The sequence below is a fragment of the Bradyrhizobium sp. WSM471 genome, assembly GCF_000244915.1.
Classification (GTDB): domain Bacteria; phylum Pseudomonadota; class Alphaproteobacteria; order Rhizobiales; family Xanthobacteraceae; genus Bradyrhizobium.
The window spans coordinates 450,216-476,415 of record NZ_CM001442.1 but is presented as its reverse complement, the minus strand read 5'-3'; the positions used below and the strand labels follow the sequence as shown (position 1 = coordinate 476,415).

The 26,200-nt window shown below is 62.4% G+C and carries 23 protein-coding genes and 1 tRNA gene; 15 read left to right on the top strand and 9 right to left on the bottom strand.

The genetic code is table 11. The annotated features are described in order from the left end of the window. The first annotated feature begins 276 nt into the window (after positions 1 to 276). Positions 277 to 1,485 (top strand): EAL domain-containing protein, encoded by a 1,209-nt coding sequence (locus tag BRA471DRAFT_RS02260; protein WP_007604409.1) that lies wholly within the window; start codon positions 277 to 279, stop codon positions 1,483 to 1,485. Between the two features lie 13 nt (positions 1,486 to 1,498). Here BRA471DRAFT_RS02260 and BRA471DRAFT_RS02255 read toward each other — a convergent pair whose 3' ends face one another. Further along, a complete protein-coding gene (locus tag BRA471DRAFT_RS02255; protein ID WP_007604408.1) occupies positions 1,499 to 2,359 on the bottom strand; it encodes a DMT family transporter in 861 nt (286 codons plus the stop codon). 630 nt (positions 2,360 to 2,989) lie between these two features. Here BRA471DRAFT_RS02255 and thyX point away from each other — a divergent pair. After that, entirely contained in the window at positions 2,990 to 3,955 is a 966-nt protein-coding gene (gene thyX, locus BRA471DRAFT_RS02250) for an FAD-dependent thymidylate synthase (protein ID WP_007604406.1), read from the top strand. Here the strand turns inward: thyX and BRA471DRAFT_RS02245 are convergent. From BRA471DRAFT_RS02245 to BRA471DRAFT_RS02220, 6 genes are all read right to left on the bottom strand, one after another. Further along, on the bottom strand, positions 3,935 to 4,900 hold the full coding sequence (locus BRA471DRAFT_RS02245; RefSeq protein ID WP_007604405.1) for a hypothetical protein: 966 nt from the start codon (positions 4,898 to 4,900) through the stop codon (positions 3,935 to 3,937). The genes thyX and BRA471DRAFT_RS02245 overlap by 21 nt on opposite strands. Then, the gene (locus BRA471DRAFT_RS02240) at positions 4,897 to 6,738 is read right to left on the bottom strand and encodes a hypothetical protein (RefSeq protein ID WP_007604404.1); all 1,842 of its coding nucleotides are present in this window, start codon (positions 6,736 to 6,738) and stop codon (positions 4,897 to 4,899) included. The genes BRA471DRAFT_RS02245 and BRA471DRAFT_RS02240 overlap by 4 nt, the downstream gene beginning before the upstream one ends. Beyond that, positions 6,728 to 7,699: a hypothetical protein gene (locus BRA471DRAFT_RS02235; protein ID WP_157233959.1), complete on the bottom strand. Its 972-nt coding sequence runs from the start codon at positions 7,697 to 7,699 to the stop codon at positions 6,728 to 6,730. The genes BRA471DRAFT_RS02240 and BRA471DRAFT_RS02235 overlap by 11 nt, the downstream gene beginning before the upstream one ends. Positions 7,700 to 7,801: 102 nt before the next feature. After that, positions 7,802 to 8,872, bottom strand: a complete 1,071-nt coding sequence (locus BRA471DRAFT_RS02230; protein WP_035974582.1) for a DNA cytosine methyltransferase — start codon at positions 8,870 to 8,872, stop codon at positions 7,802 to 7,804. Between the two features lie 272 nt (positions 8,873 to 9,144). Next, positions 9,145 to 9,234 (bottom strand) — tRNA-Ser (locus BRA471DRAFT_RS02225). 630 nt (positions 9,235 to 9,864) lie between these two features. Beyond that, on the bottom strand, positions 9,865 to 11,016 hold the full coding sequence (locus tag BRA471DRAFT_RS02220; protein WP_007604398.1) for an ROK family protein: 1,152 nt from the start codon (positions 11,014 to 11,016) through the stop codon (positions 9,865 to 9,867). Positions 11,017 to 11,347: 331 nt separating this feature from the next. On the opposite strand from BRA471DRAFT_RS02220, the gene rplU reads away from it, so the two are divergent. The 3 genes from rplU (at position 11,348) to BRA471DRAFT_RS02205 (ending at position 12,856) form a co-directional block, all read left to right on the top strand. After that, positions 11,348 to 11,740: a 50S ribosomal protein L21 gene (gene rplU, locus BRA471DRAFT_RS02215; protein WP_007604396.1), complete on the top strand. Its 393-nt coding sequence runs from the start codon at positions 11,348 to 11,350 to the stop codon at positions 11,738 to 11,740. 97 nt (positions 11,741 to 11,837) lie between these two features. Next, a complete protein-coding gene (gene rpmA, locus BRA471DRAFT_RS02210; RefSeq protein WP_007598923.1) occupies positions 11,838 to 12,107 on the top strand; it encodes a 50S ribosomal protein L27 in 270 nt (89 codons plus the stop codon). A gap of 155 nt (positions 12,108 to 12,262) precedes the next feature. Further along, the gene (locus BRA471DRAFT_RS02205; RefSeq protein ID WP_007604389.1) at positions 12,263 to 12,856 is read left to right on the top strand and encodes a GNAT family N-acetyltransferase; all 594 of its coding nucleotides are present in this window, start codon (positions 12,263 to 12,265) and stop codon (positions 12,854 to 12,856) included. Positions 12,857 to 13,032: 176 nt separating this feature from the next. On the opposite strand, the gene BRA471DRAFT_RS02200 is transcribed toward BRA471DRAFT_RS02205, so the two are convergent. Further along, a complete protein-coding gene (locus BRA471DRAFT_RS02200; protein WP_007604387.1) occupies positions 13,033 to 13,947 on the bottom strand; it encodes a DMT family transporter in 915 nt (304 codons plus the stop codon). A 131-nt stretch (positions 13,948 to 14,078) separates the two neighbouring features. Here BRA471DRAFT_RS02200 and BRA471DRAFT_RS02195 point away from each other — a divergent pair, with 131 nt between their 5' ends. The 3 genes from BRA471DRAFT_RS02195 (at position 14,079) to BRA471DRAFT_RS02185 (ending at position 17,676) form a co-directional block, all read left to right on the top strand. Next, complete coding sequence (locus tag BRA471DRAFT_RS02195; protein ID WP_007604386.1) at positions 14,079 to 14,558, top strand: MaoC family dehydratase; 480 nt, start codon at positions 14,079 to 14,081, stop codon at positions 14,556 to 14,558. Between the two features lie 201 nt (positions 14,559 to 14,759). Continuing rightward, complete coding sequence (gene obgE / locus BRA471DRAFT_RS02190) at positions 14,760 to 15,800, top strand: GTPase ObgE (protein ID WP_007604379.1); 1,041 nt, start codon at positions 14,760 to 14,762, stop codon at positions 15,798 to 15,800. 241 nt (positions 15,801 to 16,041) lie between these two features. Then, a complete protein-coding gene (locus BRA471DRAFT_RS02185; RefSeq protein WP_007604377.1) occupies positions 16,042 to 17,676 on the top strand; it encodes an alkaline phosphatase family protein in 1,635 nt (544 codons plus the stop codon). Between the two features lie 132 nt (positions 17,677 to 17,808). Here the strand turns inward: BRA471DRAFT_RS02185 and BRA471DRAFT_RS02180 are convergent, their stop codons facing one another. After that, positions 17,809 to 18,774 carry a Bug family tripartite tricarboxylate transporter substrate binding protein gene (locus BRA471DRAFT_RS02180; protein ID WP_007604374.1) on the bottom strand — a complete coding sequence of 322 codons (966 nt, stop codon included), beginning with the start codon at positions 18,772 to 18,774 and terminating at the stop codon, positions 17,809 to 17,811. A 166-nt stretch (positions 18,775 to 18,940) separates the two neighbouring features. Between BRA471DRAFT_RS02180 and proB the strand changes: the two genes are divergently transcribed. From proB to BRA471DRAFT_RS02145, 7 genes are all read left to right on the top strand, one after another. Next, the gene (gene proB / locus BRA471DRAFT_RS02175; protein ID WP_007604372.1) at positions 18,941 to 20,062 is read left to right on the top strand and encodes a glutamate 5-kinase; all 1,122 of its coding nucleotides are present in this window, start codon (positions 18,941 to 18,943) and stop codon (positions 20,060 to 20,062) included. A gap of 146 nt (positions 20,063 to 20,208) precedes the next feature. Next, positions 20,209 to 21,504 carry a glutamate-5-semialdehyde dehydrogenase gene (locus tag BRA471DRAFT_RS02170; protein ID WP_007604370.1) on the top strand — a complete coding sequence of 432 codons (1,296 nt, stop codon included), beginning with the start codon at positions 20,209 to 20,211 and terminating at the stop codon, positions 21,502 to 21,504. A gap of 20 nt (positions 21,505 to 21,524) precedes the next feature. Beyond that, positions 21,525 to 22,169, top strand: a complete 645-nt coding sequence (locus BRA471DRAFT_RS02165; protein WP_007604368.1) for a nicotinate-nucleotide adenylyltransferase — start codon at positions 21,525 to 21,527, stop codon at positions 22,167 to 22,169. 238 nt (positions 22,170 to 22,407) lie between these two features. Continuing rightward, entirely contained in the window at positions 22,408 to 22,764 is a 357-nt protein-coding gene (gene rsfS / locus BRA471DRAFT_RS02160) for a ribosome silencing factor (RefSeq protein ID WP_007604366.1), read from the top strand. Positions 22,765 to 22,859: 95 nt separating this feature from the next. Then, the gene (rlmH, locus tag BRA471DRAFT_RS02155) at positions 22,860 to 23,342 is read left to right on the top strand and encodes a 23S rRNA (pseudouridine(1915)-N(3))-methyltransferase RlmH (protein ID WP_007604363.1); all 483 of its coding nucleotides are present in this window, start codon (positions 22,860 to 22,862) and stop codon (positions 23,340 to 23,342) included. A 33-nt stretch (positions 23,343 to 23,375) separates the two neighbouring features. Next, the gene (locus BRA471DRAFT_RS02150) at positions 23,376 to 24,737 is read left to right on the top strand and encodes a murein hydrolase activator EnvC (protein WP_007604361.1); all 1,362 of its coding nucleotides are present in this window, start codon (positions 23,376 to 23,378) and stop codon (positions 24,735 to 24,737) included. Continuing rightward, positions 24,734 to 26,089 carry a S41 family peptidase gene (locus BRA471DRAFT_RS02145; RefSeq protein ID WP_007604359.1) on the top strand — a complete coding sequence of 452 codons (1,356 nt, stop codon included), beginning with the start codon at positions 24,734 to 24,736 and terminating at the stop codon, positions 26,087 to 26,089. The genes BRA471DRAFT_RS02150 and BRA471DRAFT_RS02145 overlap by 4 nt, the downstream gene beginning before the upstream one ends. Positions 26,090 to 26,200 lie beyond the last annotated feature (111 nt).

The window sequence follows — 26,200 nt, the reverse complement described above, 5'->3', positions numbered from 1 at the left end:
CTTATTCAATTGGGCGAGGCGCGCGCGGCTCGGTCCAATTGCAGGACAGTGCGCGTGCATGCAGCCGCACGGCACGTCGCGAAATCTCCAGTGATTACCGCAACTCTGCGCCCGACGCGCGGGCAGACGTAAAAATTTTTCGAACGAGACACAGACAATTTTAGACGTGATGGGTGCTTTAACGTTACCCAGATAATTCGACGATCGACTGAAGCCTTCCATATTTGAAGCTGCTCACGTCGCTAACACACCGGCACGGAACGGGAGTGGCTTGCGATGGAAGACGGAATTGTAGAACTCGCCGAACGAAGGCCCAAAACCTTCGGACGGCGAAAGGTGAAGCCGCGCGCCTGCGTCGCCGACAGCAAGCGCCATCTTCGCGCGTTTCTCGCGGAAGTGCTGGAGGATCTCGGCTTCGTCACCACCGAATGCGCCAGCGCCGAGGAGCTGCAGAGCGTGCTGACGAGCGAATTGCCCGACTTGATCCTGCTCGGCATCGCCGCCGACGGCATCGAGCCCGGCAAATTTCTGGAGACGCTGGTGCGCGAGGCCTTCGACGGCAGGATTCTGACGGTCGGCGCCCGCGAGTCGATCATCGTCAGGGCGGTGCAGCAGGTCGGCGAGGAATACGGCCTCAAGATGCTGCCGCCGCTGACCACGCCCTTTGCCGCGGAGACGCTGCGCGACCGCGTCGCGATGCTGTTGCCCGAGGAGCCGGCGCCGAGCCCGGCCGTGCATGTCGGCGAGGCCTTGCATGCCGGCTGGCTGGAGCTCTGGTACCAGCCCAAGATCGACGCGCGCACGCTGATCCGCAACGGTGCCGAGGCGCTGGTGCGGATGCGGCATCCGACCTGGGGCGTGGTGCCGCCGGCCTATTTCATTCCCGAAGAGCACGACCCGCATCTGCGCGACCTCTCCGAATTCGTGATCGAGCGCGCCATGCAGGACTGGCACTATCTGCTGGAGCAGCAGAGTCCGGTCGACCTCGCGATCAATTTGCCGGCGTCATATCTGAAGGAGCCGCAGGCCGTGCGCGATCTCTGCCGCCGCATGCCGACGCATCCGGCGTTCGGCGGGCTGACGATCGAGATCGAGAGCGAGGAGGCGATCCGCGACCTCGATCACCTCGTCGAGGTCGCCCGCGAACTGCGCCTGCACAATATCGGCCTGTCGATCGACAATCTCGGCGCCAACTGGCCGTCGCTGATGGATAGGGACAAGATTCCCTTCATCAAGCTGAAGGCCGACCGGCACTTCGTCACCGGCAGCGGCACCGATCGGCTCAAGCGCACGGTGTGCCGCCACATCGTCGAGCTTTCACATGGCTACGGCGTGCACGCCGTCGCCGAGGGCGTCGAGAGCCGCGCCGACCTCGTCACCGCCAACGAGCTCGGCTTCGACCTCGTGCAGGGTTTTCTGTTCGGCAAGCCGATGCCGCTGAAGAAGTTTGCGCGGAGCACGCTGACGCGGACGGTGATGGGGTGAGAGTGAGGCGGCCTCAGGCAAACCGCCGCGCGAAGACCACGCAGGCGACCACCAGCGCGGTCGCGACGATCATGCTCCAGGCCACCGGTTCGTGCAGAAGCAGGCCTGCCAGCGCGAGGCCGAAGAAGGGCTGGAGCTGCTGCAACTGGCCGATTCGCGCGATGCCGCCGATCGCGAGCCCGCGATACCAGAAGATGAAACCGACGAACATGCTGAAGACCGAGACATAGGCGAGCCCGACCCAGGCGGGGACACCGACGCCGCTCCAGGTCGACGGCCAGGTGAGAATCGCGACCGGCACCATCAGCGGCAGCGACAGCAGCAGCGCCCAGGAGATCACCTGCCAGCCGCCGAGCCGGCGCGACAGCGCGGCGCCTTCGGCATAGCCGAGCCCGCACAGCACGATCGCCGCGACCATCAGCAGATCGCCGGTGAGCGATGCGGTGCCGTCGTTGGACAGCGCAAAGCCCGCGACCGTGGCGCTGCCCAAAATCGCGAACAGCCAGAACATCGGCTGCGGCCGCTCGCCGCCGCGCAGCACGCCGAAGATCGCGGTCGACAGCGGCAGGAGCCCGATGAAGACGATCGAATGCGCCGAGGTGATGTGCTGGAGCGCAAGCGCCGTCAGCAAGGGAAAGCCGACCACGACCCCGATGGCGACGATGGCGAGCGAGACGAGATCCTTGCGCTGAGGCCGCGCCTGACGGAGCAGGCCGAGCACGGCCACGCCGATCAGCGCCGCGATGACCGCGCGCACCGAGGTCAGGAACAGCGCGGAGAACCCGCCGACCGCCACGCGCGTCGCCGGCAGCGAGCCGCTGAAGATGATGACGCCAAGAAGCCCGTTGCCCCAGCCGGTGGCGGAAGAGTGCATGTTCGTTTTGCCTTGTGGGTGATGATCCGAACTGAAGAGGCCAGCCGGTGTTGCGACGATAACCCTTAAGCCTTCCAAGGCCCGACAACAAAAAGCGCGAAAACAACCCCATGCACAGTAGAAGGGAGCAGCAGGATCAAGGGGTTAGGAAGGGGCAGAATCGGGTAATTCGGCAACTAGCTTCCCCGAGCGATGCGCCACGGTCGGGCCCGATCAGGTACTAAAGAGAGATCGGAGCAGCTCGGTATCACCCGTAGAAGTCGATCATCTTGTGGTCCAGTATGCTCTCAGACTTTGTTTCTCGCGCCCGCGATAAGGCCAGGCTCGTCGTGACCAATTCGCGGATTCGGCGAGGAACGAGTGGCCAAGCGTGTTGCCCGGAGATTAGGTCGATCACCGCAAGGCCCACATCGACCTGATTCTCGGCGTATTCTTACACTCGAAAGGATGCTCGTCGGTTTTTCACAAAATTCAGTGACTTAACGCTGCTTGTCGCGCTTCCCTCGACGTATGAGTTGAAGGGGAGCCGGGTGATGACCTCGGCCACAGGACTATCGTATTGTCCTAGACGATGAAGACTTCTCTTCCCTTGTATTGAAGTAGACAGAGTGAACCGGGAGCTTGTTGCGAATGAATCATGAAAACGTTGTAAGCCCTGAACAGCTCCGAGAGATCGCCGCCGCGAAGTCGGCGGTATCGATGACCGGTAGGCCGACGGTAGCGGCTCTCGAAGGGCTGATCTTCGACGCGATACGCGCGCTCGATCACGGGTTCGTTCGCGTCATTGACTACATGGGGGATGATAGCTCGATAGTGCAGGCCGCTCGAGTATCGTACGGGCGAGGCACTCGTAGAGCCTCGGAAGACCGCGGTCTCATCCGGTACTTGATGAGGCACTCCCACACCACTCCGTTTGAAATGGCGTCAATCAAGCTGCACGTCAAACTGCCCATCTTCGTGGCGAGACAGTGGATCAGACACCGAACGGCTTCGGTGAACGAATACTCCGCAAGGTATTCGATTCTCGATCGAGAGTTTTATGTGCCAGAGATTGATCAACTCGCGGCGCAGTCGACAATAAATAGGCAAGGTCGCGAGGAGACGTTGACCGGCGATGAAGCCCGGAGAGTTCTGGAGATCCTGCGCGAGGACGCCGACAGAAATTACGATGACTATGTCTGGATGCTGAACGAGAGCGAGGATGGCAAGCGTCTTGACGACAACCGCATCGGCGTCGCGCGAGAACTTGCCCGAATGAACCTGACACTCAACATATACACCCAGTGGTACTGGAAGATTGATCTTCACAACCTCATGAACTTTCTGGCGCTTCGTATGGACGCGCACGCCCAATATGAGATTCGGATCTATGCCGAAATCATCGGCTCGATCATGAAGGCGTGGGTTCCGTTGACTTACGAAGCTTTCGAGGAATACCGCCTAAACAGTGTAGTCCTATCGGGAACTGCTGTGAAAATCGTTCAGTCCCTCTTAGACGGGAAACCCGTCAACGATCTGCTGGGCAACTTGTCCGAGCGAGAAGTTCGCGATCTGGAGCGCTCGTTAGGCCACCCATTAAAAGGACGGGACGAATAGCGGCTCAATCGGCATGACGTAGATATGACCTCCGGGCGCGGAGTATGCATTCTCATTGTACTCATCAACCGCCGCGTAGCAGATCTGGGCGGCTCGATTGAAAAGCGCATAACGTGCCGCGCCTAAAGTTGATAGCTTAGTATGGAGCGGTGCTATGACGACGTTTGCCTCGCCACGCGCACCTATAGCCTCGCCGAGTTCTCTCGCGACCACTATCGGATCACGCGGCGAGAACTCGAACCGGTGCTGGATGCTTCCTTGAAACTCTCGCGAAAGCCCATCGACCAGCTTTCGATTTCGATCATAAAGCTCGTCGGTTATCGAATCCGATTGTCGCCCCGTTCCAAGAACGATCTGCTTCGGCTCATACGCCTCGATGATGCTCCGGGCACGCGAAACTTCGAAGCCCATAAGGAGGACCAACTTCGTCGTTTTCGAAGGCCTTACATCGCCGGGATAACCGAGAACGGATCGAACCGCGGTGACCTCCCCCGAGAGCCATTCACCCATATTTTGCGCGCCGGTATAGGCGAGGAGCCAGTGCTTGAATGTCGAAGGTTGTAGTTCCTTTATGAAAGCAAACAGGATCAAGAGCTCCTCTCGTCTAAACGACGTGATGTCTATCACCGCCTTCCTGTGAGCCGCGGCCTCTGCGAAAATCCCTATTTCCTTGCGAAGCACCTCAGCGACCCGGAGTGGTTCACCGACATCCAGATCGGGGTGCACGAGCTTTCCTTTGAAATGTTCGCTTACTCGCGAAAGGTTGAGGAGCGCCTTCTCCGCCTTCCGTGTGGAGGCGAATATGACTGGCGACTTCCACTTCATGCCTTTCACGCAGAGCGGTATCGTGGTCGACCTCTCTTCGAAGCTCACTCGTCCCAACAGGTAGTGGGCGGTGCTGCTCACGTCGGATGCAAAGCCGGCGATATCGACTTTATCGATCATTTGTCCTCCTCGAAGTCGAGCTTGAGTTGGCTCGTCTCTGACGAGGATGCACCTGCTTTCTTTTTAGCAAATTCCGCCGGGCGCTTCGTCGCCAGATCCAGATCCTCGGACATTACGGAGAGGTGAGCCGCATAGCCTGATACGTCTAACCTATAATATGGCGCGAGACGGCGTGCGAGAACATAGCGAGGCACTCTTGCACCAAGAGCCTCTTTGGCTGCGTTGTCGGCCGTTTGCAGATAGCCCAATCGGATGCCTAGATCGAGAACCTGTCGCAGATCCGGCTTCGGTTTATCCCTTAGCACCACCGAAAAGGCTCTCTGCTCAGAAGCAGTCTCATCCAAGAGGCGCGAGCGGAAGAGCATCCCGAGACCGTCAAGGAGATTTCTGAGCCTCTCGTAGATCTCCGTCTCATGGCCCAATGCATGCAAGCTGGCGTCCGGATCGGCTTCGTCGGATTCCACATCGTCGGAAGGTCGCTCGACCTTCGCTGCTGACAGCTTCTGAACAAACTCGGTCGCCCAGTCGACTAAGACTCGATCCTGAATGGACACCGGGACGCAATCGACGGGCTCGCCCTTTTCGCTGACGACGCGGTCATACATGCGGCTTGCCGGCTCGAGGAACCATCTAATGACTCCCGAGGAGAGATCGACCATGGATCTGAAGCCGGCGTAACTATAAGTGTGGGACGACCTTGAGCTCCCCGCCAGTTCTCGCATCAATCGTGGCACGGCGTACCTTGCAACATGATCTCTCGACCGGGCGGATCCGTCGGAGATCCCTTGCAGCTCTGCTGCTTGGCGCTCGTCCTTGATTTCCTGCTGAATTTGCATGAGTCGTTCCGCTTGTTGCTCGTCGCGCGGAAAGAAGTCGGCGGCAGAACGCGATATTCCGGCAAGTTTCAGTCGCCGATTGACGATTTCCTCAATGCGATTGCTGTATGTGTTGAACTCATTTGTGTAGATTGTGCTCAGGTTCACTTCGGTGAAGTCATGCGGACTCTCGATCAATCGATTGTCGACCGTCCTGTAAGTCGCATAGCCCAATTGGGTTGTTATCTTCAGGCAAACCGCGTGAGTGCTTCTCGTCGACACCCAAGAATTGATGACCCGCTGAAGATGCTGCGGCAAGTTATCTGCGTCGTCCAGCATAACGAATATAGGCATCTTCCCGAAGATCCTAAACTTCGAAAGTTCGAGTGCGAGCGGCACGATGAAATCGAGGAAACCGACCAGAGCGCCCTCGTAATTATTCTTCGTGGTCTCGCCAAAAGGCAGACGGGTGTAATACTGCCGGACTCTGACAATCTCGGCCTCGCAAGCATCCTTCACCCACGCAAACGTGAGCTCCGAGTTTTTTTCCACCGACGCCTCGCGCAGCCGACCTCCTCCCATATTGAGCAGGCCGCGGAACTTCCCGGCAAATCTTTTTGCATCCGCCTTCTCGATAGAATGAGCCAAGCTCTCGAGAAGTGCGGCGAGCCGATAGGACACCTGCATCGACAGCAAATGCTCTCCTATCGCGATGCTCGCATATCCGGCCAACCGCCGCAGTTCCGTTACCCCGAACTCCGCTTTTCTAAGTGGAACGTGCACGCTCAAATATGGAAGATCCGCAAGCGATTTGGCTCGGTTGCTTTTCATCATGACTTCGGGCTCTAGACTCCGAAGCAGCATGCTCTTCCCAGTCCCACGGGCTCCAGCAATGAACGTGTTGCCGAAGTCCCTCACGCGCGGGAGATCGGTGAACACATCGACGAAGTTTTCCGCGATGTACGAACTGTCCAGTTGCTCCGGGCTCAGAACGCCGAAAGATTGTTCGATGTCATGTCGCACCTCCAGCCGCTTGAGAACCGGAATCGAAATGCTTCTGTTTGAGAGTAACGCCGTCGAAGCGCTTCTCGATCTCAACGACGGGACGCGGGGTCGAAGGATATCCTCGATCGGATAGGTCTACCGTCACCTCGTCTATGAGCTTTGTGCCATCGAATATTTCGAGCGACGCACGCATGATGTCCAAGTACAGGAAGCCGTTGAGGAAACGATTGCAGTATCGACGTTCTTGATCACATTTCGCTATCCTCTTCGCGATGTAGTCGACAACGAGCGTCGGTTTATCTGAGTTCTCGGGATCCGGATGCTCTGCACCGAGATCTTCCTTGTGAATCGAGTAGGTCAGCGAGATGTTTCCGGCGAGAACGTCGATTTTCGTGTTGATGACTTTGCAATAAAAGTTCGGCAGATACGACTTAGAGTGGTTTTCGAGCGCGATCGCGTCGGCCCGACGCGGATTCTCGCTGAGTTCGTCGGCCAAACGAAGCAGCGCCGCTAGTCGACGGCCGCGCACGATAATGCCGTCGATCGAGGATTCGTTCTCACGTACTACCGCAGGGATCGTATCCTTATCGCCCGCTTCGGTTCTTCCTCCATGCGCTTGCGCGATCGAGGCAACTAGGCGCTTCTCGATGTCGGCCAGCGGGCAGAGATTTCCCATATCCCGCAGGATATCGAACGCGCGCGCCTCGTGTCCGGCGCGCTCGTAAGCGTTGCCCGCATCGTGCAGCAGAATGGCATAGAGCAACACGAACGTTTCGTAGGGTTCGAGTTTTTCATAAGGTTGCGATCCGGGCTTATCGAGCCCGAGAAGCTGCCCGGTCCGCTGGATGACATCGTCGATGTGAGAAATATCGTGTTTAGTAAAGCGGTGACCGCCCTGCGACAGCCCCGTCGCAGTGGCTTGGTAATATTTGGTCGCTAAGTGCTGCTTTATCTGCGTATAGCGATTGTAGTAGTTCAATCCTCTGTCGGGGAACTTGTCTCCATGCTCCGCCGCTTGTCTGCGGAGCAAACGTTCCAGCGGCGCGTCATCTCGGATTTGGACAGTCACAAGACACCTGGATCATATGATCGAATTTGATATCGCGGCGAACACAGCCTGCGCCAACATCGGGGGAACAGCGTTCCCGACCTGCTGCTGCTGCAATCCGATGGACCCGCAGAATTGGTAATTGTCTGGAAATGATTGGATTCGCGCCGCCTCTCTTACCGATAGCCCGCGACTTTGAGTTGGGTGAATTAGCATGTTCTTCCTGAAATTGCCAAGAACGACCGATGGCTCCGACGCCGACAGACGCCTGTAGATGCCGGTGTGGCAACGGCTCTTGTCGAAATAGCTTCCCATCAGATCGTCTGGAATATCCTTCCAATTGCCACCTTGAGGGATATGGGGGTACCGCGCGACGATCTCGTCGGCATTTCTGCTTACGAGGTGGCCCGAGCAGGTCTGTCGATTTCCGCGAAGGGCGAGTGAATATGCCGAAACAGCTTGTGTTCGATAGGGGCGGACATCCTTGCTGCTACCGTTACGCAAAACCGGCAAATCCCAAATCGCATCACGAACGGTAGTGGCGACGGGATCGCCGGGGGGCGACAGGCTCGGCGGACTCTGCTCGCGGGATCCGATAAGAAAGAATCGAGTTCTGCGTTGCGGAATGCCAAAATCCGCCGCGTTCAATAGCGCTGAAGAAACGCGGTATCCTCTGGACTTCAGCTGCGATTCTAGCCGGCCGAGGAAGTATCCCCCTTCGGTGTGGACGATGCCGGCCACATTTTCAAAGACCAGCCACTCGGGACCGAGAAGATCCACGACGCGAAGAAACTCGAGAAAGAGCCAATTGCTGGGATTTGCCCGTGTCCTCGTCCGCTGATTCGAAGTGGAAAATCCCTGGCACGGCGGCCCTCCGAAGACCACGAGGGGCAGGTCACGCTTGGGAAGATCGAAACTCGTGACTTCTCGGATATCTTGAGCGAGCAACTTTGTCGTCGGGTGGTTCTTGGCAAAAGTCAGGCATGCAGACGGCTTCATCTCGACCGCCACCTTGACGTCTACACCGGCGCACTTGGCGCCCAGCGACATGCCCCCTGCTCCAGCGAACAACTCGACGCCGTAGAGCCGCCTGGTCCTGCCCACCCCTTCGCTCCGAACCTTTTCCCCCAATACCTATGCTTATTTCGTGGACCATAGACAATCCCAAACGATGTCACGAACTGTGCATTCGGATGGTGTCGAAGAGCGACTCGGCGCCAGAGTAGCGGGTCCCACGAAAGCGATGGCAGTGATTGTAAACTCGCAGTTGGCGTGGATCATAGGGAGCACGTCGGGCTCCATCCCGGGGTTGCACCAAAGACGTCGGGCGTGCAGTAAGGCCTGATTTACGGGGCTTTCCCGAAGCCGTTTTATTATGGCGGAGAGGGAGGGATTCGAACCCCCGATAGGCTTGCACCTATGCCGCATTTCGAGTGCGGTGCATTCGACCACTCTGCCACCTCTCCTGAAGGCGCCAAGTAAGGAGCAGGGCCCCTGTGGTTCGGGCGTTAATAGGCGAGGATGGCGGGCCAGACAAGGCGCGAAAGGGGAAAATCCGCTGCCCGTTTCACCGCTTCCGCTCTGTTTCTCGCCGCGCTATCAATAACCGGCACCGTTTCCTGGGCTACCCCCCTCCCTGGCCCTCCCCCACATCCGCCTTCGCCCGAAGGCGGGCTGCGGCGAGACAAGCGCGGGGGAGGGAACGCACCTTTATCGGGGCGCGAGCCCGTCTCATTCATTATGCGCTGAAAAAAGGGTGGGACCGCCAGACGCGGTAAACACTGGCGGTCCCGGTGCCGCTCATTGAAATACTGGCTGGGAAGGGCGGCTTCGCCAGCCAGGTGAGGCGACGGTTCCGACCGTAGCGTGCGGGCGGTGCACCGCAACGCAATCCGGTCCTTAACCTAACCAGTCAAGGTTACTCTGGCGACCGTGTCTGAGACCCCCCGTGTGGAGAGAGCCCTCACCCGCCGCGCGCGGACGATGCTTCGCATCGCCCGGGGCGCGTCGGCCTCTCCCGCACGCGGGAGAGGCGGAGCAAGCCCGCGGCCGGTGGATTTAGCCAAGAGCCTCCTCGCTTGAGTCGCCCTTTACGCTCAGTCGCCCTTGCCCTTTTTCTTGCCGGATTCCTTCCCGTTGCCCGTGGAATCCCCGTCTTTTCCGTTATCCTTGTCCTTGCCGTTGTCCTTGCGGCGGTTGGTGAAGCGGGCATTGCCGAGGCCAGTGCCGATGGTGAGCACGCCCCAGCGATCGACATCCTGCATGAACGGCACCTCGGAGAGGCCCTGAACCACGCCGTCATTGTGCATCAGGATCGCGGTATCGTGCTCGCCGATGGAAGGGATGCCCTCGAGCAGGCTCGCCGGCAGGTTGAACTTGCTGCTCTCCCAATTGCCCGGCAGGTTCTGCGCGCCTTTCTCGATCGAGCCGTCCGCGTTGATCACGCCGGGACAGGCGATGCCGATGAACGGCGCCAGCTTGAAGCCTTCCTTCTCGGCCTCGCTGATCAGCCCCTTCAGCATCTTGGTGAGCCGCTTCACCGCGCCTTCGCGCGTCGGCTCGTCGTCGGCATGACGCCACAGCTCGGACTTCACGACCTTGGCTTTCGACAGGTCTTTTGCCTTCTTCCAGCTGGTCTCCACCAGGCCACAGCGGATGTTGGTGCCGCCGATATCGACGGCGAGGATGCTGTCATGGGCTTCGAAGATCCACGACGGCGCCAGATGCAACGCGCCGATCAAGCCGGCTTCGTCGGGATGATGGCGGATCGGCATCATGTCGATCTTGAAGTCCTCGGATTTGAGGATGATCTCGGTGCGCGCGATCGCGAGCTCGCCGAGCCGGGAATCGCGAAAGCCGCCGCCGACCACGATGCGCTCGGTCTTGGCCCAGGCCTTGGACTTGAGGAAGCGGCGGGTGACGTAAGCGAGCTCCTGGGCAAAGTCCTCGATCGCGCTATGCACCACCGCCCAGGCCTCGGTGTCGTCGCCGACCAGGATGGCGTCCAGCGTCTTCTTGCTGATCTCGTCCGACGGCTCCTTGCCGAACGGGTCTTCGCCGGACTTGCGCAGCGGCTTGCGCCAGCGCTCGAGGATCTCCCTGAACGCGCCCTTGCTGGCGCGGTCGCCGATGAAGCCGTCCTCGTCCTTCATCTCGATGTTGAAGCTGTCGATATCCACCGACGGCAACCGCTCCGCCCCGTGATGGGCGATGCCCGTCGTCGTCTTGACCAGCTCGTCTGTCGCCATGATAGCCCCTGCCCGTGTGACTGAATTCGCGGGGACAACGGCGGGGGAACCTGTTGGTTGCGGCGCTGTCGGAAATTCGCCCGCGGGGCCGGATCGGGCCCAAATGCTTCAAATCCGGGCCGTTTTCGCCGGCTTTTCCTTGACTCTCGACGGTCAGCGGCTATAAATCCCGCAACCGGCGCGGGGCGTTTCTCGCGCCGCTTGTTTTTGCGTGGGTATTCAAAGGGATAACTCCCGCCCGCACAAAACTCGCATAACCCATAACGACTGACAAAAAGCCGGCCCCGACACTCTGTCGCGAGGCCGGGAATGAACACGAAGGAAAACAACGATGTTCGCAGTCATCAAAACCGGCGGCCGGCAGTACCGCGTCGTTCCGGATGATGTCCTGGAAGTAGGCAAGATCGAAGGCGAAGTCGGCTCGATCGTGCAGCTCAATGAAGTTCTCCTGGTCGGCGGCGACACGCCGATCCTGGGTCTGCCCACGGTCGCAGGCGCCTCCGTTGCGGTCGAGGTGCTCGACCACAAGCGCGGTCCCAAGGTCATCGCTTTCAAGAAGCGCCGCCGCAAGAACTCGCGCCGCAAGCGCGGCTATCGCGACGAGATCACCGTGCTGCGCATCTCGGAGATCCTCACCGACGGCGCCAAGCCCACCAAGGGGCCGCGTCCGAAGCGGGAGAAGGTCGCCAAGCCGGAGACCACGACCGAAGAGGCCGCCGCATAATTTGATCACGCGCCATCACGAATTGATGCGTGAGAAATTGTGAAATGATTCCGTCAAGGAATTGATCTAGACATACGTAGAATTTCGGAGACGAGCCATGGCTCACAAAAAAGCAGGCGGTTCATCGCGCAACGGTCGCGATTCCAAGGGCAAGCGCCTCGGTATCAAGGCGTTCGGCGGGGAAGTTGTGATTCCCGGCAACATCATTGCGCGTCAGCGCGGCACCACCTGGCATCCCGGCCTTAATGTCGGCATGGGCACGGACCACACCTTGTTCGCCAAGGTCGAGGGCCGCGTAACGTTCCAGGCCAAAGCCAACGGCCGCACCTTCATCTCGGTGCTCCCGCTCGCAGAGGCGGCTGAATAGACGGTGGATCAAATTTGGAGTCCGCCGGGTCCCAGACCGAACCGGCGGAGTCCTTGAGATCAAAAGAGATCGAAGGCTCCAGGGGAGGCGGGAAACCGGCCTCCCCTTTCGTTTGCGTGCTGAGTTTTCACTTAGTGACTTCGACGGAGCCGGACATGTTGCAGGACTTTTCAAGCGTGACCTTGCAGGAGGCGAGACCCAGCGTCGTCGCCACCGAACGGCTGACCTTGCGGCGGCCGACCCTCGCCGACGTCAGGACCATCGCCCTCCTCGCCAACGACCGCCGCGTCGCCGAAAACACCAGGCGCCTCCCGCATCCCTATTCGCAGGACGACGCTATCGCCTTCGTCCGCGCCACCGCCGCGCCCGGCAGCGAGACGGTGTTCCTGATCGAGCATGACAGCGGCCCCATTGGCATGGTCGGCATCGACTGCTCGACGCCCGACAATGCCGAGCTCGGCTACTGGCTCGGCGTCGAGCATTGGGGCCGGGGCTTTGCCACCGAGGCCGCGCGCGGCGCGATCGACTTCTTCTTCGAGGAGTTCGAGGACGATCATCTCTATTCAGGTGCGCGCGTCACCAACCCGGCCTCGCGCAACGTGCTGGAGAAGTGCGGCTTCCAGTGGAGCGGCGTCCAGCTGCATCGCTTCCTGGCGCTGGGCTCGTCCACGCCCGTCGACTGCTTCCGCCTGTCACGCAGTGTGTGGGCGTCGCTGAAGAGCTGGAGCAGTGCGAGGCGGGTGAGGTAGGCGGAGGCGCCTCAATCACAGCTGTCGTCCTGGCGAAAGCCAGGACCCATTACCCCAGCGAGAAGTCGTGGCGCGAACTATCAACCACGAATCTTCGCCAAACTCCTCCCTGGGGTGATGGGTCCTGGATCGGCGCTCCGCTTGTCCAGGACGACGCTCGAATTTATCGCCTGCGATCACGCCGGCGGATTCACATCCACGTCCCCCCGCCCGAGATCGCGCTCACGCAAGTAAATATAGAACCCGGCGCCGATGATGATGGCGGCGCCGACGATGGTGGCGATCTCGGGCACGTCGCCGAACACGACGAAGCCGAAGATCACCGCCCAGACGATCATCGAATATTGATAGGGCACGACGACGCTGGCCGGCGCCAGCTTGAGCGAGCGGTTGACGCAGAACAGCGCCGTGACCGAGACGCATCCCGCCAGCGCGAAGATCACGAGGCTGCCCGATGTCGGCGGCACCCAGTGGAACGCCGACAGCACCGCACCCAGCACAAACGTGCCGACGAATTGCGACGACGCCATCACGATATCGGGCGTCTTGCGCAGGCTGCGCGTGATCAGCATCAGCGTTGCGAAGGAAAGACTGCCGCCCAACGCGATCAGCGCCGGCAGGCTCACGGTCTGTGCCGAGGGCCGCAGCGCGATCAGTACGCCGCAGAAGCCGATCAGGATCGCCGTCCAGCGCCGCCAGCCGACCTTCTCGCCGAGGAATATCGCCGACATCGCCGTGACGAAAATGGGCCCGGCGAGATAATAGGTGATGACGTCGGCGAGCGGCAGGTAGACCGTCGCCAGGAAGAACGCCGCCACTTCCAGCGTCGACAGCACCACGCGGAAGAGCTGGAGGCCCGGCCGCTCCAGCTGCAGGAACTGGTGACGCTGCCGCCAGACCAGCGGCGACAGCAGCAGCAGCGCCGCGCAGGCGCGCAGGAACAGCAGCTGCCCCACCGAATAAGTCCCGACCAGGAACTTGCCCATGGCATCGCCGAACGAGAACATGAAGATCGACAGCACCATGAGCGCAATCCCGGCGAGGCGCGCCGAGCGTTCGTCATAGGCCGAGAGATTTTTGAAGAGGGGCATCGAGCGCCGTTGTAATGACGCCGGCCGTCGGGACAAGCCCGCGTTGGACGAATTGAACGGATTGTCGCAGTCTTCGCGTCGCGGTAGCCATAGGCGTCACCCGAACGAAAGAGCCAGGAAAGAGCTTCGCCATGACCGACTTCGACCCGGCCCGGCATCGCATGATCCCCGCGCAACGCTGGTTTGAGGATTTCGTGGTCGGCGAGCGTTTCGTGCTGCCGAGCCGCACGCAGACGACGGCGGTGTTCGCGGCGTTCCAGACCGCGAGCGGCGACACTCATCCGGTGCATTACGATGTGGAGTATTGCCGCAGCCGCGGCATGCCGCATCTGCTCGCCCACGGTTTCCAGACGTTGATCCACACCGCACCCGGCGCAGGCCTGTTTCCGTTCATGGTCGAGGACTCCCTGGTCGGCTTCCTCGAGCAATCCAGCCGGTTCCTCAAACCGGTGTTCGCCGACGACACCATTTATCCCGCGCTCGAGGTCATCGAGCTGGTGCCGGGACGCTCGACCGGCGCGGTGACGCTCAAAAGCACCGTGTTCAACCAGCGCAAGGAGCTGGTGCTGGAGGGCATGCAGAAATTCCTGATCCGGCGCCGGCCATCCTAACCGCGTGGAGACCAGTCCACTGCCGGTCTTCGCCAAACTCCTCCCTGTGGTTATGGGTCCCGGATCTGCGCTTCGCTTGTCCGGGACGACACGTAGGGGCGCCGGCCAGCTGGTTAAGCAAGGCCACAAATCGCCGGGTTTCGGCCGATTTGCGGGTCTATCCGGGTTGCCGCGCGGGACCGGCTGGCCTACCTATGGCCCATGAAATTCCTTGACGAAGCAAAGGTCTATATCCGCTCCGGCGACGGCGGAAACGGCTGCGTGGCGTTCCGCCGCGAAAAATTCATTGAATTCGGCGGTCCCTCCGGCGGCAATGGCGGCCGCGGCGGCAATGTCATCATCGAAGTCGCAGACGGGCTGAACACGCTGATCGACTATCGCTACCAGCAGCACTTCAAGGCCCAGAAGGGCGAGAACGGCTCGGGCTCGGACCGCCACGGCGCCAATGGCAAGTCGATCGTGCTGAAGGTCCCGCTGGGCACGCAGATCTTCGATGAAGATCGCGAGACCATGATCCACGATTTCACCAATGTCGGCGAAAAATTCGTGCTGGCCGAAGGCGGCAATGGCGGCTTCGGCAACGCGCATTTCAAGACCTCGACCAACCGCGCGCCGCGCAATGCCAATCCCGGCCAGCCTGGCGAGGAGCGCTGGATCTGGCTGCGGCTGAAGCTGATCGCGGATGCCGGTCTCGTCGGCCTGCCCAATGCCGGCAAGTCGACCTTCCTCGCCAAGGTCAGCGCGGCCAAGCCGAAGATCGCCGACTATCCCTTCACCACGCTGCATCCGCAGCTCGGCGTCGTGAATGCCGACGGCCGCGAGTTCGTGCTGGCGGACATTCCGGGCCTGATCGAAGGCGCGCATGAAGGTGTCGGTCTCGGCGACCGCTTCCTCGCCCATGTCGAGCGCTGCCGCGTGCTGCTGCATCTGATCGACGCGACCTGCGAGCACGCCGGCAAGGCCTACAAGACGGTGCGAACCGAGCTGGACGCCTATGCCGGGCAGCTCACCGACAAGATCGAGATCGTCGCGCTGAACAAGATCGACGCGGTCGAGCCGGACGAGTTGAAGAAGCAGAAGGACCGGCTGAAGCGCGCCGCCAAGAAGACGCCGCTGCTGCTCTCCGCCGTCACCGGAGATGGCGTGCAGGAAGCGCTGCGGGCATTGGCGGATGTGATCGGCGAGAGCCCGGTCTCGGCGAAAGCGAAGAGCGCGGCCGAAGCGGAGCCTTGGTCGGTTTGAACGCTCTCCCCACGGTCGTCCCGGCGAAGGCCGGAACCCATACCGCGTGATCTGTCGGTTGGGGATGGTCTTAGTACCGAACTACTAGTCTTCGCCAAACTACTCCCTGTGGCTATGGGTCCCGGCCTTCGCCGGGACGACGCTGGAATGTGCAGCCACGACCTCGCGCGTCACCGCCCTGCTTGTCTTCGCGCCCTCGATAGCGCAGCATCGACCCATCAAGACACGGCAGGGATGATTCATGGCGCGCGCGAAGAACGTTCTCTGGATCATGTGCGACCAGCTTCGCTATGACTATCTCGGCTGCACCGGCCATCCCACGCTGAAGACGCCGAACATCGACGCCATGGCCAAGCGCGGCGTGCTGTTCAGCAAGGCCTATGTGCAGTCGCCGATCTGCGGCCCCTCGCGGATGTCGTTCTACACCGGGCGCTACATGCGCTCGCACGGCTCGCACTGGAACGGCTGGCCGCTGCGCGTCGGCGAGCCCACCCTCGGCGATCACCTCAAGAAGCTCGGCGTGCGCAACGTGCTGGTCGGCAAGACCCACATGGCGCCCGATCTCGAAGGCATGAAGGCGCTCGGCATCCCGCCGGAGTCAATGATCGGCGTGCACGTCGCCGAATGCGGGTTCGAACCCTATGAGCGTGACGACGGCCTGCATCCCACGGGGCGGCCGCGTCCGAAATACGACGAATATCTGCGCCAGCAAGGATTCGAGGCGCCCAATCCCTGGGAGCATTGGGCGAACTCAGGCGCGGCCGAGGACGGCTCGCTCCAGAACGGCTGGCTGCTCGTGCATGCCGACAAGGCCGCGCGCGTGCCGGACGAGCATTCCGAGACGCCCTACATGACGCGGCGCGCGATGGACTTCATCAGCGAGGCCGAGACCGACGGCAGGCCGTGGTGCCTGCATCTGTCCTACATCAAGCCGCACTGGCCCTACATCGCGCCCGAACCCTACGCCAGCATGTATTCGACATCGGACATGATTCCGGTGATCCGCTCCGAGCGCGAGCGCCAGAACCCGCATCCGGTGTTCGGCGCCTATATGGACATGCGCTACTCCCGCAACATGGCGCGCAACGATGCCCGCGAGAAGGTGATCCCGACCTATATGGGCCTGATCACCCAGATCGACGACCAGATGGGCGTGCTGATGAAGTTCCTGGAGGAGCGCGATCTGCTGGACACCACCATGATCGTGTTCACCTCCGATCACGGCGATTATCTCGGCGATCACTGGATGGGCGAGAAGGATCTGTTCCACGAGCAGTCGGCGAAGATCCCGCTGATCATTATCGATCCCTCGAAGGAGGCCGACGCCACGCGCGGCACGCGCAACGACGCGCTGGTCGAAGCCATCGACCTCGCGCCGACCTTCGTCGATTATTTCGGCGGCAAGGTGCCGGGCCATATCCTCGAGGGACGCTCGCTGCTGCCCCTGCTGCGCGGCTCGACGCCATCGGATTGGCGCAAGGTGGCGTTCTCCGAATACGATTATGTCATGCAGGACGTGCGGCTGAAGCTGAACCAGCCGATCGAACGCTGCCGCCTGTTCATGGTGTTCGACGGCCGCTGGAAATACATCCACGCCTCGGGCTTCCGCCCGATGCTGTATGACCTCGAAACCGATCCGGAAGAGTTTGTGGATCGCGGCGACGATCCCGAGTGCGCCGGCATCATTGCGCGATTGCAGGCCGAATTGTTCGACTGGGCGCTGCACCCCAACGACCACATCACCACGTCGCGCGAGAAGATCGCCGCCTATGCCGACAACCAGCTCCAGGTGAAGGGCGGCATCCTGATCGGGATCTGGGACGAAGCGGAGCTGGCGTCGATCAAGGACGGCATCGCGCAACGCGCGAAGCTGTAGGTTGCTTCGCCTCTCCCCGCTTGCGGATTCCGGGTGAGGGGGACTCTCCGCGAGTCCGTCTGCCACTGTGATTGTGGTGAGAGCCCCTCACCCCAACCCTCTCCCCGTAAGAACGGGGAGAGGGAGAAAACCTCAATTCTCGATCTTGTATCCCGTCGCCTTGACGACCGGCTGCCAAAAGGCGGTGTTCGCGGCGAGCTCCTTGGTCAGACCTTCCGCGCTGCTGCCGACCGGGATCAGCCCGATCGCGGTGAGTTTTTCCTTCACCTCGGGCTTGGCGAGCGCGGCGCTTGCGGCCGCGCCGAGCTTGCTCGCTAATTCCGGCGAGCTGCCGGCGGGAAGCCACATGCCGTACCAGGCGTCCGCGACGAGATCGATGCCGCTCTCCTTCAAGGTCGGTACCTCCAAGGCAAAGGGTGAACGTTCGGCGCTCGCGACCGCAATGATCTTCACGCCCTTGGCGCGATGCTGCGGCAGCGCGTCCGCCAATGTGACGATGCCGAACGAGACATGGCCGCCGATGATGTCGTTGATGATGGGCGCACTGCCGCGATAGGGCACGCGCGTCATGGGAATGCCGAGGTCCTTCTCGAGCTTGGAGCCCATGAAATGCGGGATGGTGCCGTTGCTCGGCACGCCGAACGACGCCTTGTCCGGATGCGCCTTCAACCAGGCGACGAATCCCTTGAAATCCGCGGCATCGATCGTCGGGCTGATCACGACGGCGAACTCGAACCGCGCCAGCAGCGATACCGGGACGAAATCCTTTGCGGTATCGAAGTTCGGGGTCGTCTCCACCATCGGCAGCAGGTACATCGTGGGCCCGGTCGTCACCAGCACCATGCTGCCGTCGGGGCTGGCCCCTTTCACCGCCTTGATGCCGATCAGGCCGTCGCCGCCGGTGCGGTTTTCGACCACGATGGTCCGCTGCAGCGCCGGTGCCATCTCCTGCGCGATCAGCCGGCACAGGGTGTCGCCGCCCGCTCCCGCCGCGAACGGAAAGATCATTTTCGTCAGCCCGGTCTGAGCTTGCGACCCGCCCACCTGCGCCAACAGCGGCAACCCGAGGCATCCGGCGATGAAGTTGCGGCGATCCATTGGTTTCCCCTTTGAGCCCATGATGGTTGGCGACAGTTAGAGCCAGATGGGCGCTCCGGACAAGCGCCGTTTACGGGGCCTGCCGCCTTGCGCCAGCCATCGTCCTGCTGCAAAAGCAGGCCTTACCGGCGCCGCTCTCCAGCACGTACACACACCACATACACACATGGCCAGCCCCGAACTCAGTCAATTCCGCCGCATCGTCGTCAAGGTCGGCTCCGCGCTGCTGGTCGATTCCGACAAAGGCGAGGTGCGGGCGTCCTGGCTTGCCGCGCTCGCCGACGACATGGCCAAGCTGCATCGGGAGGGGCGTGACGTTCTCGTCGTCTCCTCCGGCTCGATCGCGCTAGGCCGCAGCCGCCTGAAATTGCCGCGCGGCCCGCTGAAGCTGGAGGAGAGCCAGGCGGCGGCCGCCGTCGGTCAGATCGCGCTGGCGCGGATATGGTCGGAGGTGCTTGGCGCCCACGGCATCGGCGCCGGTCAGATCCTGGTAACGCTGCAGGACACCGAGGAGCGCCGCCGCTATCTCAACGCGCGCTCCACCATCGGCAAGCTGCTGGAGTGGCGCGCGATCCCCGTGATCAACGAGAACGACACGGTCGCCACCAACGAGATCCGGTACGGCGACAATGACCGGCTCGCCGCGCGCGTCGCCACCATGGCGAGCGCCGATCTGCTGGTGCTGCTGTCGGACATCGACGGGCTCTACGACGCCCCGCCGAAGAACAACCCGAACGCCAAGCTCATTCCGATCGTCGACAGCATCTCCTCGGAGATCGAGGCTGTCGCAGGCGACGCCGAGTCCGAGTTGTCGCGCGGCGGCATGCGCACCAAGGTCGAAGCCGCAAAAATCGCGACCACCGGCGGCACGCATATGCTGATCGCCTCGGGCAAGATCGAGCATCCGTTGCAGGCGATCGCCGATGGCGGCCGCTGCACCTGGTTCCTGACGCCCGCCAATCCCATTACGTCGCGAAAACGCTGGATCGCGGGCTCGCTGGAGCCGAAGGGCACGCTGACAATCGACGCCGGCGCGGTCGCGGCGCTGCGTGCCGGCGCCAGCCTGCTGCCGGCCGGCGTGATCAAGGTCGAGGGCCAGTTCGCCCGCGGCGATGCCGTGATCGTGCGCGGCCCCGACACCAGCGAGGTCGGCCGCGGCCTGATCGCCTACGACGCCGACGACGCCGAGCGGATCAAGGGCCGCTCCTCCCCCGATGTGATGGCCATCCTCGGCATCAGCGGCCGCGCCGAGATGATCCACCGCGATGATCTGGTGGTGGGCGGGTAGGGGCAGCAGCGGTCCTTTTCCGAGGATGTTGGTAAGCCAAAGACCTAGCCCGGTGCGGCCGGGGAGACCTGCCATACCCTACCGGCCCTTCGCAAAAGCGGGATTTCCGTGCTAGGACACTGCCTTAGCAGAAGGTTGAACTCCCCATGGCCGCCCCCCTCAAAGCCGTCGACGGCAATGCCGATCTTCAGGCGCTGATGACCGATCTCGGTACCCGTGCCCGCGCTGCCGCGCGCGTGCTGGCGCTGGCGCCGCCGGAGCAAAAGAACCGGGCGCTCGAGGCCATGGAGCGGGCGATCCGCAACAATGCAGCCGCGATCCTCGCCGCCAATGCCGAGGACGTCACCGAGGCCCGCGCCTCCGGCAACGCCACCTCGTCCTTCATCGACCGCCTGACGCTGACGCCGGCGCGGGTCGAGGGCATGGCCGAGGGCATCGGTATCGTGCGCGGCATTGCCGATCCAGTCGGCATCGTCACCGAGAGCTGGCAACGGCCGAACGGCATGACCATCGAGCGCGTGCGCGTGCCGCTCGGCGTCGTCGGCGTGATCTTCGAGAGCCGCCCGAACGTTGCGGCGGATGCCGGCGTGCTGTGCCTGAAGTCGGGCAATGCCGTGATCCTGCGCGGCGGCTCCGATAGTTTCCGCTCCTGCCGCGCGATCCATGACTGCCTGGTGCAGGGCCTGCGCGAAGCGGGCCTCCCCGAGGCCGCAATCACGCTGGTGCCGACGCGCGACCGCGCGGCGGTAGGCCAGATGCTGTCGGGATTGAACGGCGCCGTCGACGTGATCGTGCCGCGCGGGGGCAAGAGCCTCGTCGCGCGCGTCGAGCAGGAAGCGCGCGTGCCGGTGTTCGCGCATCTCGAGGGCGTCAACCACGTCTACATCGACGGCAGCGCCGACCTCGCCATGGCGAAGTCGATCGTGCTCAATGCCAAGATGCGCCGTACCGGCGTCTGCGGCGCCGCCGAGACGCTGCTGGTCGATCGCGCAGCTGCCGGTAGAAACCTGAAGCCGCTGATCGAGATGCTGATCGAGGCCGGCTGCGAAGTGCGCGGCGACGACGCCGTGCAAAAGACCGATGCGCGCGTCAAACCCGCGAGCGCGGACGATTGGGACACTGAATATCTCGATGCGATCATCGCGGCGAAGGTGGTGGACGGCGTCGACGGCGCGATTGCGCATATCCAGAACCACGGCTCGCACCATACCGATGCGATCGTGAGCGCCGATGAGAGCGCTGCGAAGAAATTCCTGAGCGAGGTCGATTCCGCGATCGTGCTGCACAACGCCTCGACGCAGTTCGCCGACGGCGGCGAGTTCGGCTTCGGCGCGGAGATCGGCATCGCCACCGGCAGATTCCATGCCCGCGGCCCGGTTGGCGCCGAGCAGCTGACGAGCTTCAAATATCGCGTTCACGGCACCGGGCAGACGCGGCCGTAGACGACGCAGGGCGCGGGGCATTGAGCAACAATTTCGTCGCGCCACGTTTCTTCGCGCAGGCCATACCGACCCACATTTCGGGCATGCGCATCGGCCTGCTCGGCGGCTCGTTCAATCCGCCGCACCAGGCCCATCGCGCGATCAGCCAGTTCGCGCTGAAACGTCTCCAGCTCGATCGCGTATGGTGGCTGGTGACGCCAGGCAATCCGCTGAAGGAGAACGGCGCGCTGCACGAGCTCGGCGAGCGCATGCAGGCGGCGCGCGACGTGGCCGACGATCCCAGGATCGAGGTGAGCTGTCTCGAATCCGTCATTCGCACGCGCTATACCATCGATACGATCAACACCTTGCGCCGCCGTCTCTCGGGCTTGCGCTTTGTCTGGATCATGGGCGCCGACAACCTCGCTCAATTTCATCGTTGGCAGCACTGGCGGCGCATCGCCGATCAGGTGCCGATCGCGGTCATCGACCGTCCGCCACAGAGCTTTCGCGCCCTCGCCTCTCCCGCCGCCCAGGCGCTCAGGCGCTATCGGATGCCGGAGAATGAGGCCGCATTGCTTGCTGACCGGGCCGCGCCAGCCTGGGTGTTCCTGACCGGAATGAAGCTGAATCTCTCGTCGACCGGCTTACGGAACCCGGACGGAAGCTGGAAAGGTACGAAGTGAGTCAGATTGTGCGAACGCCATGCGGCCTTCGGGCTCTCTGGCATATTGAAACCCTTAACCCCACATGATGTAGTGTAACCAGTGGGCGCCGGATTCGGCGTTCGCGATACAGTGAAAGGAATGGTCCCTGACCACATCTGTATTGTCCAAGACAGCTTCACCCAAGACGGCTTCACCGAAGTCTGTTTTACCCAAGGTTGCCAAGCCGACGCGTAAAACATCGACCAAAGCTGCGGCCTTGAAGGCGCAACCCGACGCCGACAAGACGCTGAGCCTGATCCTCTCCCGCCTCGACGACATGAAGGCGGAAGAGACGGTTACCATCGACCTTCGCGGCAAATCGGCCTACTCCGACTACATGATCGTCACCACTGGCCGGGCCAACCGGCACGTCGGTGCGATCGCGGAGAACGTCGCCAAAGGCCTCAAGGAAAACGGCATCAAGAACATCCACGTCGAGGGCTTGCCCAATTGCGACTGGGTGCTGATCGATTCCGGCGATGTGATCGTGCACGTGTTCAGACCCGAGGTCCGCGAATTCTACAGTCTCGAGAGATTGTACACGCAGGGCCCAGGGGCGGCGAAGGCGATCTGAGAGGCTGCTGCCGATTTCGAATCGGTTGACGCGCATGCTAGCGTCGTGCGCGCGCATATCGCGCGCGGTCCAGAAAACGCGACCCTGATCATATCATGCGCATAGCCGTCATTGCGGTGGGCCGGCTGAAGCAGGGCCCCGAACGGGAGCTTGCCGACCGCTATTTCGAGCGGTTCGACGAGGCCGGCCGGAAGCTCGGATTCCGCGAGCTCGCCATCCACGAATTGCCCGAAAGCCGCGCGCGCGATACGGCGACGCGGATGGCCGAGGAGGCCGCGGCGATCTCCGCCCATATTCCCGAAAAATCGGTGCTGGTGGCGCTGGACCAGCGCGGCCAGAATCTGGATTCGACCGTATTCGCACGGCATCTCGGGCGCTGGCGCGACGAGGGTGCCGGTCATACTATCTTCATGATCGGAGGGGCGGACGGACTTTCGCCCGAATTGCGCCGTAAGGCCAAGCTCGTGATCGCGTTCGGCTCTGCGACCTGGCCGCACCAAATGGTCCGCGTCATGCTTCTGGAACAGCTTTATCGGGCCGCCACCATTCTGGCCGGCCACCCCTATCACCGCGCGTGACCCGCGCCACAACGAGCACCTTTGCATAAAGCGATGCGAGCGCCTGTCCTCAACCTGCTGCTGATCGCCGGCGTTGCCGGCGCAAGTATCTTGGGCGCAAGTATCTTGGGCGCAAGCCTCGCGCAAGCTCAGACGCCTGCACCGCAGACTGCGGCCGTTGCGCCCGATGCGATCAAGCAGCGCGAGCAGGAGCTCGAAGCCGCGCGCGCCAGCAAGAAGAGCGCGGAGGAAGCGCAGGCCAAGCTCAAGGCCGAGATCACCTCGCTCGGCCAGGACCGCACCCAGCTCAATCAGCAGTTGATCGACACCGCCGCCAATGTGCGCACCGTCGAGATCAAGATCGACGAGGCCGAAGCGCGGTTGCGATCGCTGAACGGCCGAGAGCAGGCGATGCGCAGCTCGCTCGACTTACGCCGCGCCGACATCGTCGAGGTGCTGGCGGCCTTGCAGCGCGCCGGAAGGCGGACGCCGCCGGCACTTCTGGTACGGCCCGAGGATGCGCTGCAATCGCTGCGCACGGCGATGCTGCTCGGTGCCGTGGTGCCGGAATTGCGCGGCCGCGCCGAGAAGATCGCGGGCGAGCTCGGCGAGCTCGTGGCCTTGCGCAAGACCATGGCGACCGAGCGCGACCAGCTCGCCTCCGACCGCGACAAGGTGCGCAACGACCAGACCCGGCTCGCGGCTCTGGTCGACGAGCGGCAGCGCCAGCAGGCGTCGCGTGAAAAGGATCTCGACGCCGAGAATGCGCGCGCCGTCGCGCTCTCACGACAGGTCGGCGATCTCCAGGGGCTGATCGCCAAGATGGAGCAGGATCTGCAAAGCGCCGCCAAGGCGGCCGAGAAGGCGGCTGAGGCCGCCAGGCAGGCCGAGGCCAAAGCGGCTGCAAACGCGACCGCCAGCGCCAAGACCGGCCCCGGCGCTTTCAAGGATCGTTCCCGAACCACCCCTGCGATGGCCTTCGCCGCGGCCAAGGGCCTGCTGCCTCTTCCGGTTAACGGTAACAAGATCAGGGAATTCGGCGGTTCCGACGGGCTCGGCGGGGTCCAGAAGGGCATTTCGCTGGCGACCAGGCCCGGCTCCCAGGTCACGACGCCGTGTGATGGATGGGTTGTCTATGCCGGCCCCTTCCGCAGCTATGGACAACTCTTGATCCTCAATGCCGGGGGCGGGTATCATGTGCTGATCGCCGGGATGGAGCGCATTTCGGTCAACATCGGTCAGTTTGTGCTCACGGGGGAGCCTGTCGCGACCATGGGGTCGACTTCTCAAGTCGCCTCCATTCTCGCCACGAACGCGAGTCAACCTGTGCTCTATGTCGAGTTCCGCAAAGACGGCACTCCAATCGATCCAGGCCCATGGTGGGCCGCAAATGAAGGCGAGAAGGTTCGCGGATGATGCGCAAGACTTCAGTTATCCTCCTCAGCGCGGCCACCGGTGCGGCGCTGACGCTGTTCGTGACGCAACCGCGCGCGATCTTCATGGGCTCCAGCGCGCGAGCCGCCACCGCGGACACCTATCGCCAACTCAATTTGTTCGGCGACGTCTTCGAGCGCGTGCGCTCGGACTATGTCGAGAAGCCCGACGACACCAAGCTGATCGAATCCGCGATCAGCGGCATGCTCACCGGTCTCGATCCGCATTCGAGCTACATGGACGCGAAGAGCTTCCGCGACATGCAGGTGCAGACCCGCGGTGAGTTCGGCGGCCTCGGTATCGAAGTCACGATGGAAGACGGCCTGATCAAGGTGGTCTCGCCGATCGACGACACCCCGGCCTCGCGCGCCGGCGTCATGGCCAACGACATCATCACCAATCTCGACGACGAGGCGGTGCAGGGCCTGACCCTGAACCAGGCGGTCGAGAAGATGCGCGGGCCGGTCAACACCAAGATCAAGCTCAAGATCATCCGCAAGGGCCAGGATAATCCGATCGACGTCACGCTGGTGCGCGACAACATCCGCGTCCGTTCGGTACGCGCCCGCATCGAGGCCGACGACATCGCCTATATCCGCATCACCACCTTCAACGAGCAGACCACCGAAGGTCTGAAGCGCGAGGTCGCCAACCTCTCGAATCAGATCGGCGACAAGCTGAAGGGCTACGTCATCGACCTCCGCAACAACCCGGGCGGGCTGCTCGAGGAAGCGGTCACCGTCTCCGACTCGTTCCTGGAGAAGGGCGAGATCGTCTCGACCCGCGGCCGCAATGCCGAGGAGACCCAGCGCCGTACCGCGCATTCGGGCGACCTCACCAAGGGCAAGCCGGTCATCGTGCTCGTCAACGGCGGCTCGGCTTCGGCATCGGAGATCGTCGCCGGTGCGCTGCAGGACCACAAGCGCGCGACCATCGTCGGCACACGCTCGTTCGGCAAGGGCTCGGTGCAGACCATCATTCCGCTCGGCTCCGGCAACGGCGCGCTGCGTCTGACCACGGCGCGCTATTACACGCCGTCGGGCAAGTCTATCCAGGCCAAGGGCATCGTGCCCGACATCGAGGTGCTGCAGGACGTGCCGGACGAGCTGAAGTCGCGCACCGACACCAAGGGCGAAGCTTCGCTGCGCGGCCATCTCAAGAACGACGGCGACGAGAAGACCGGCTCGCAGTCCTACGTTCCGCCGGATGCCAAGGACGACAAGGCGCTCAAGCTCGCCGACGATTTGCTCCACGGCATCAAGAACAGCGCCTCGGCGGCGCCCACCCCGGGCGGCGACAAGGCCACGACCGACAAGCCCAAAGCGGCAAACTAAAGTCGGCGCATCGCGATCTGACGAAAGGGCGGCTCCCGGAGCCGCCCTTTTTGCTTGGAACTCCTGCTATCCCCGGCCTATCCCGGCCTGCCGCCGCTTGACCTCGGCGTG

Coding starts and splice junctions, on each gene's coding strand:
- BRA471DRAFT_RS02145 (WP_007604359.1), top strand. CDS start 24,734: ATGATGCGCAAGACTTCAGTTATCCTCCTCAGCGCGGCCACCGGTGCG.
- BRA471DRAFT_RS02180 (WP_007604374.1), bottom strand. CDS start 18,774: ATGGATCGCCGCAACTTCATCGCCGGATGCCTCGGGTTGCCGCTGTTG.
- BRA471DRAFT_RS02170 (WP_007604370.1), top strand. CDS start 20,209: ATGGCCGCCCCCCTCAAAGCCGTCGACGGCAATGCCGATCTTCAGGCG.
- thyX (WP_007604406.1), top strand. CDS start 2,990: ATGAATCATGAAAACGTTGTAAGCCCTGAACAGCTCCGAGAGATCGCC.
- BRA471DRAFT_RS02185 (WP_007604377.1), top strand. CDS start 16,042: ATGGCGCGCGCGAAGAACGTTCTCTGGATCATGTGCGACCAGCTTCGC.
- obgE (WP_007604379.1), top strand. CDS start 14,760: ATGAAATTCCTTGACGAAGCAAAGGTCTATATCCGCTCCGGCGACGGC.
- BRA471DRAFT_RS02195 (WP_007604386.1), top strand. CDS start 14,079: ATGACCGACTTCGACCCGGCCCGGCATCGCATGATCCCCGCGCAACGC.
- proB (WP_007604372.1), top strand. CDS start 18,941: ATGGCCAGCCCCGAACTCAGTCAATTCCGCCGCATCGTCGTCAAGGTC.
- BRA471DRAFT_RS02245 (WP_007604405.1), bottom strand. CDS start 4,900: ATGATCGATAAAGTCGATATCGCCGGCTTTGCATCCGACGTGAGCAGC.
- BRA471DRAFT_RS02200 (WP_007604387.1), bottom strand. CDS start 13,947: ATGCCCCTCTTCAAAAATCTCTCGGCCTATGACGAACGCTCGGCGCGC.
- BRA471DRAFT_RS02260 (WP_007604409.1), top strand. CDS start 277: ATGGAAGACGGAATTGTAGAACTCGCCGAACGAAGGCCCAAAACCTTC.
- rpmA (WP_007598923.1), top strand. CDS start 11,838: ATGGCTCACAAAAAAGCAGGCGGTTCATCGCGCAACGGTCGCGATTCC.
- BRA471DRAFT_RS02220 (WP_007604398.1), bottom strand. CDS start 11,016: ATGGCGACAGACGAGCTGGTCAAGACGACGACGGGCATCGCCCATCAC.
- rlmH (WP_007604363.1), top strand. CDS start 22,860: ATGCGCATAGCCGTCATTGCGGTGGGCCGGCTGAAGCAGGGCCCCGAA.
- BRA471DRAFT_RS02255 (WP_007604408.1), bottom strand. CDS start 2,359: ATGCACTCTTCCGCCACCGGCTGGGGCAACGGGCTTCTTGGCGTCATC.
- rplU (WP_007604396.1), top strand. CDS start 11,348: ATGTTCGCAGTCATCAAAACCGGCGGCCGGCAGTACCGCGTCGTTCCG.
- BRA471DRAFT_RS02150 (WP_007604361.1), top strand. CDS start 23,376: ATGCGAGCGCCTGTCCTCAACCTGCTGCTGATCGCCGGCGTTGCCGGC.
- BRA471DRAFT_RS02205 (WP_007604389.1), top strand. CDS start 12,263: ATGTTGCAGGACTTTTCAAGCGTGACCTTGCAGGAGGCGAGACCCAGC.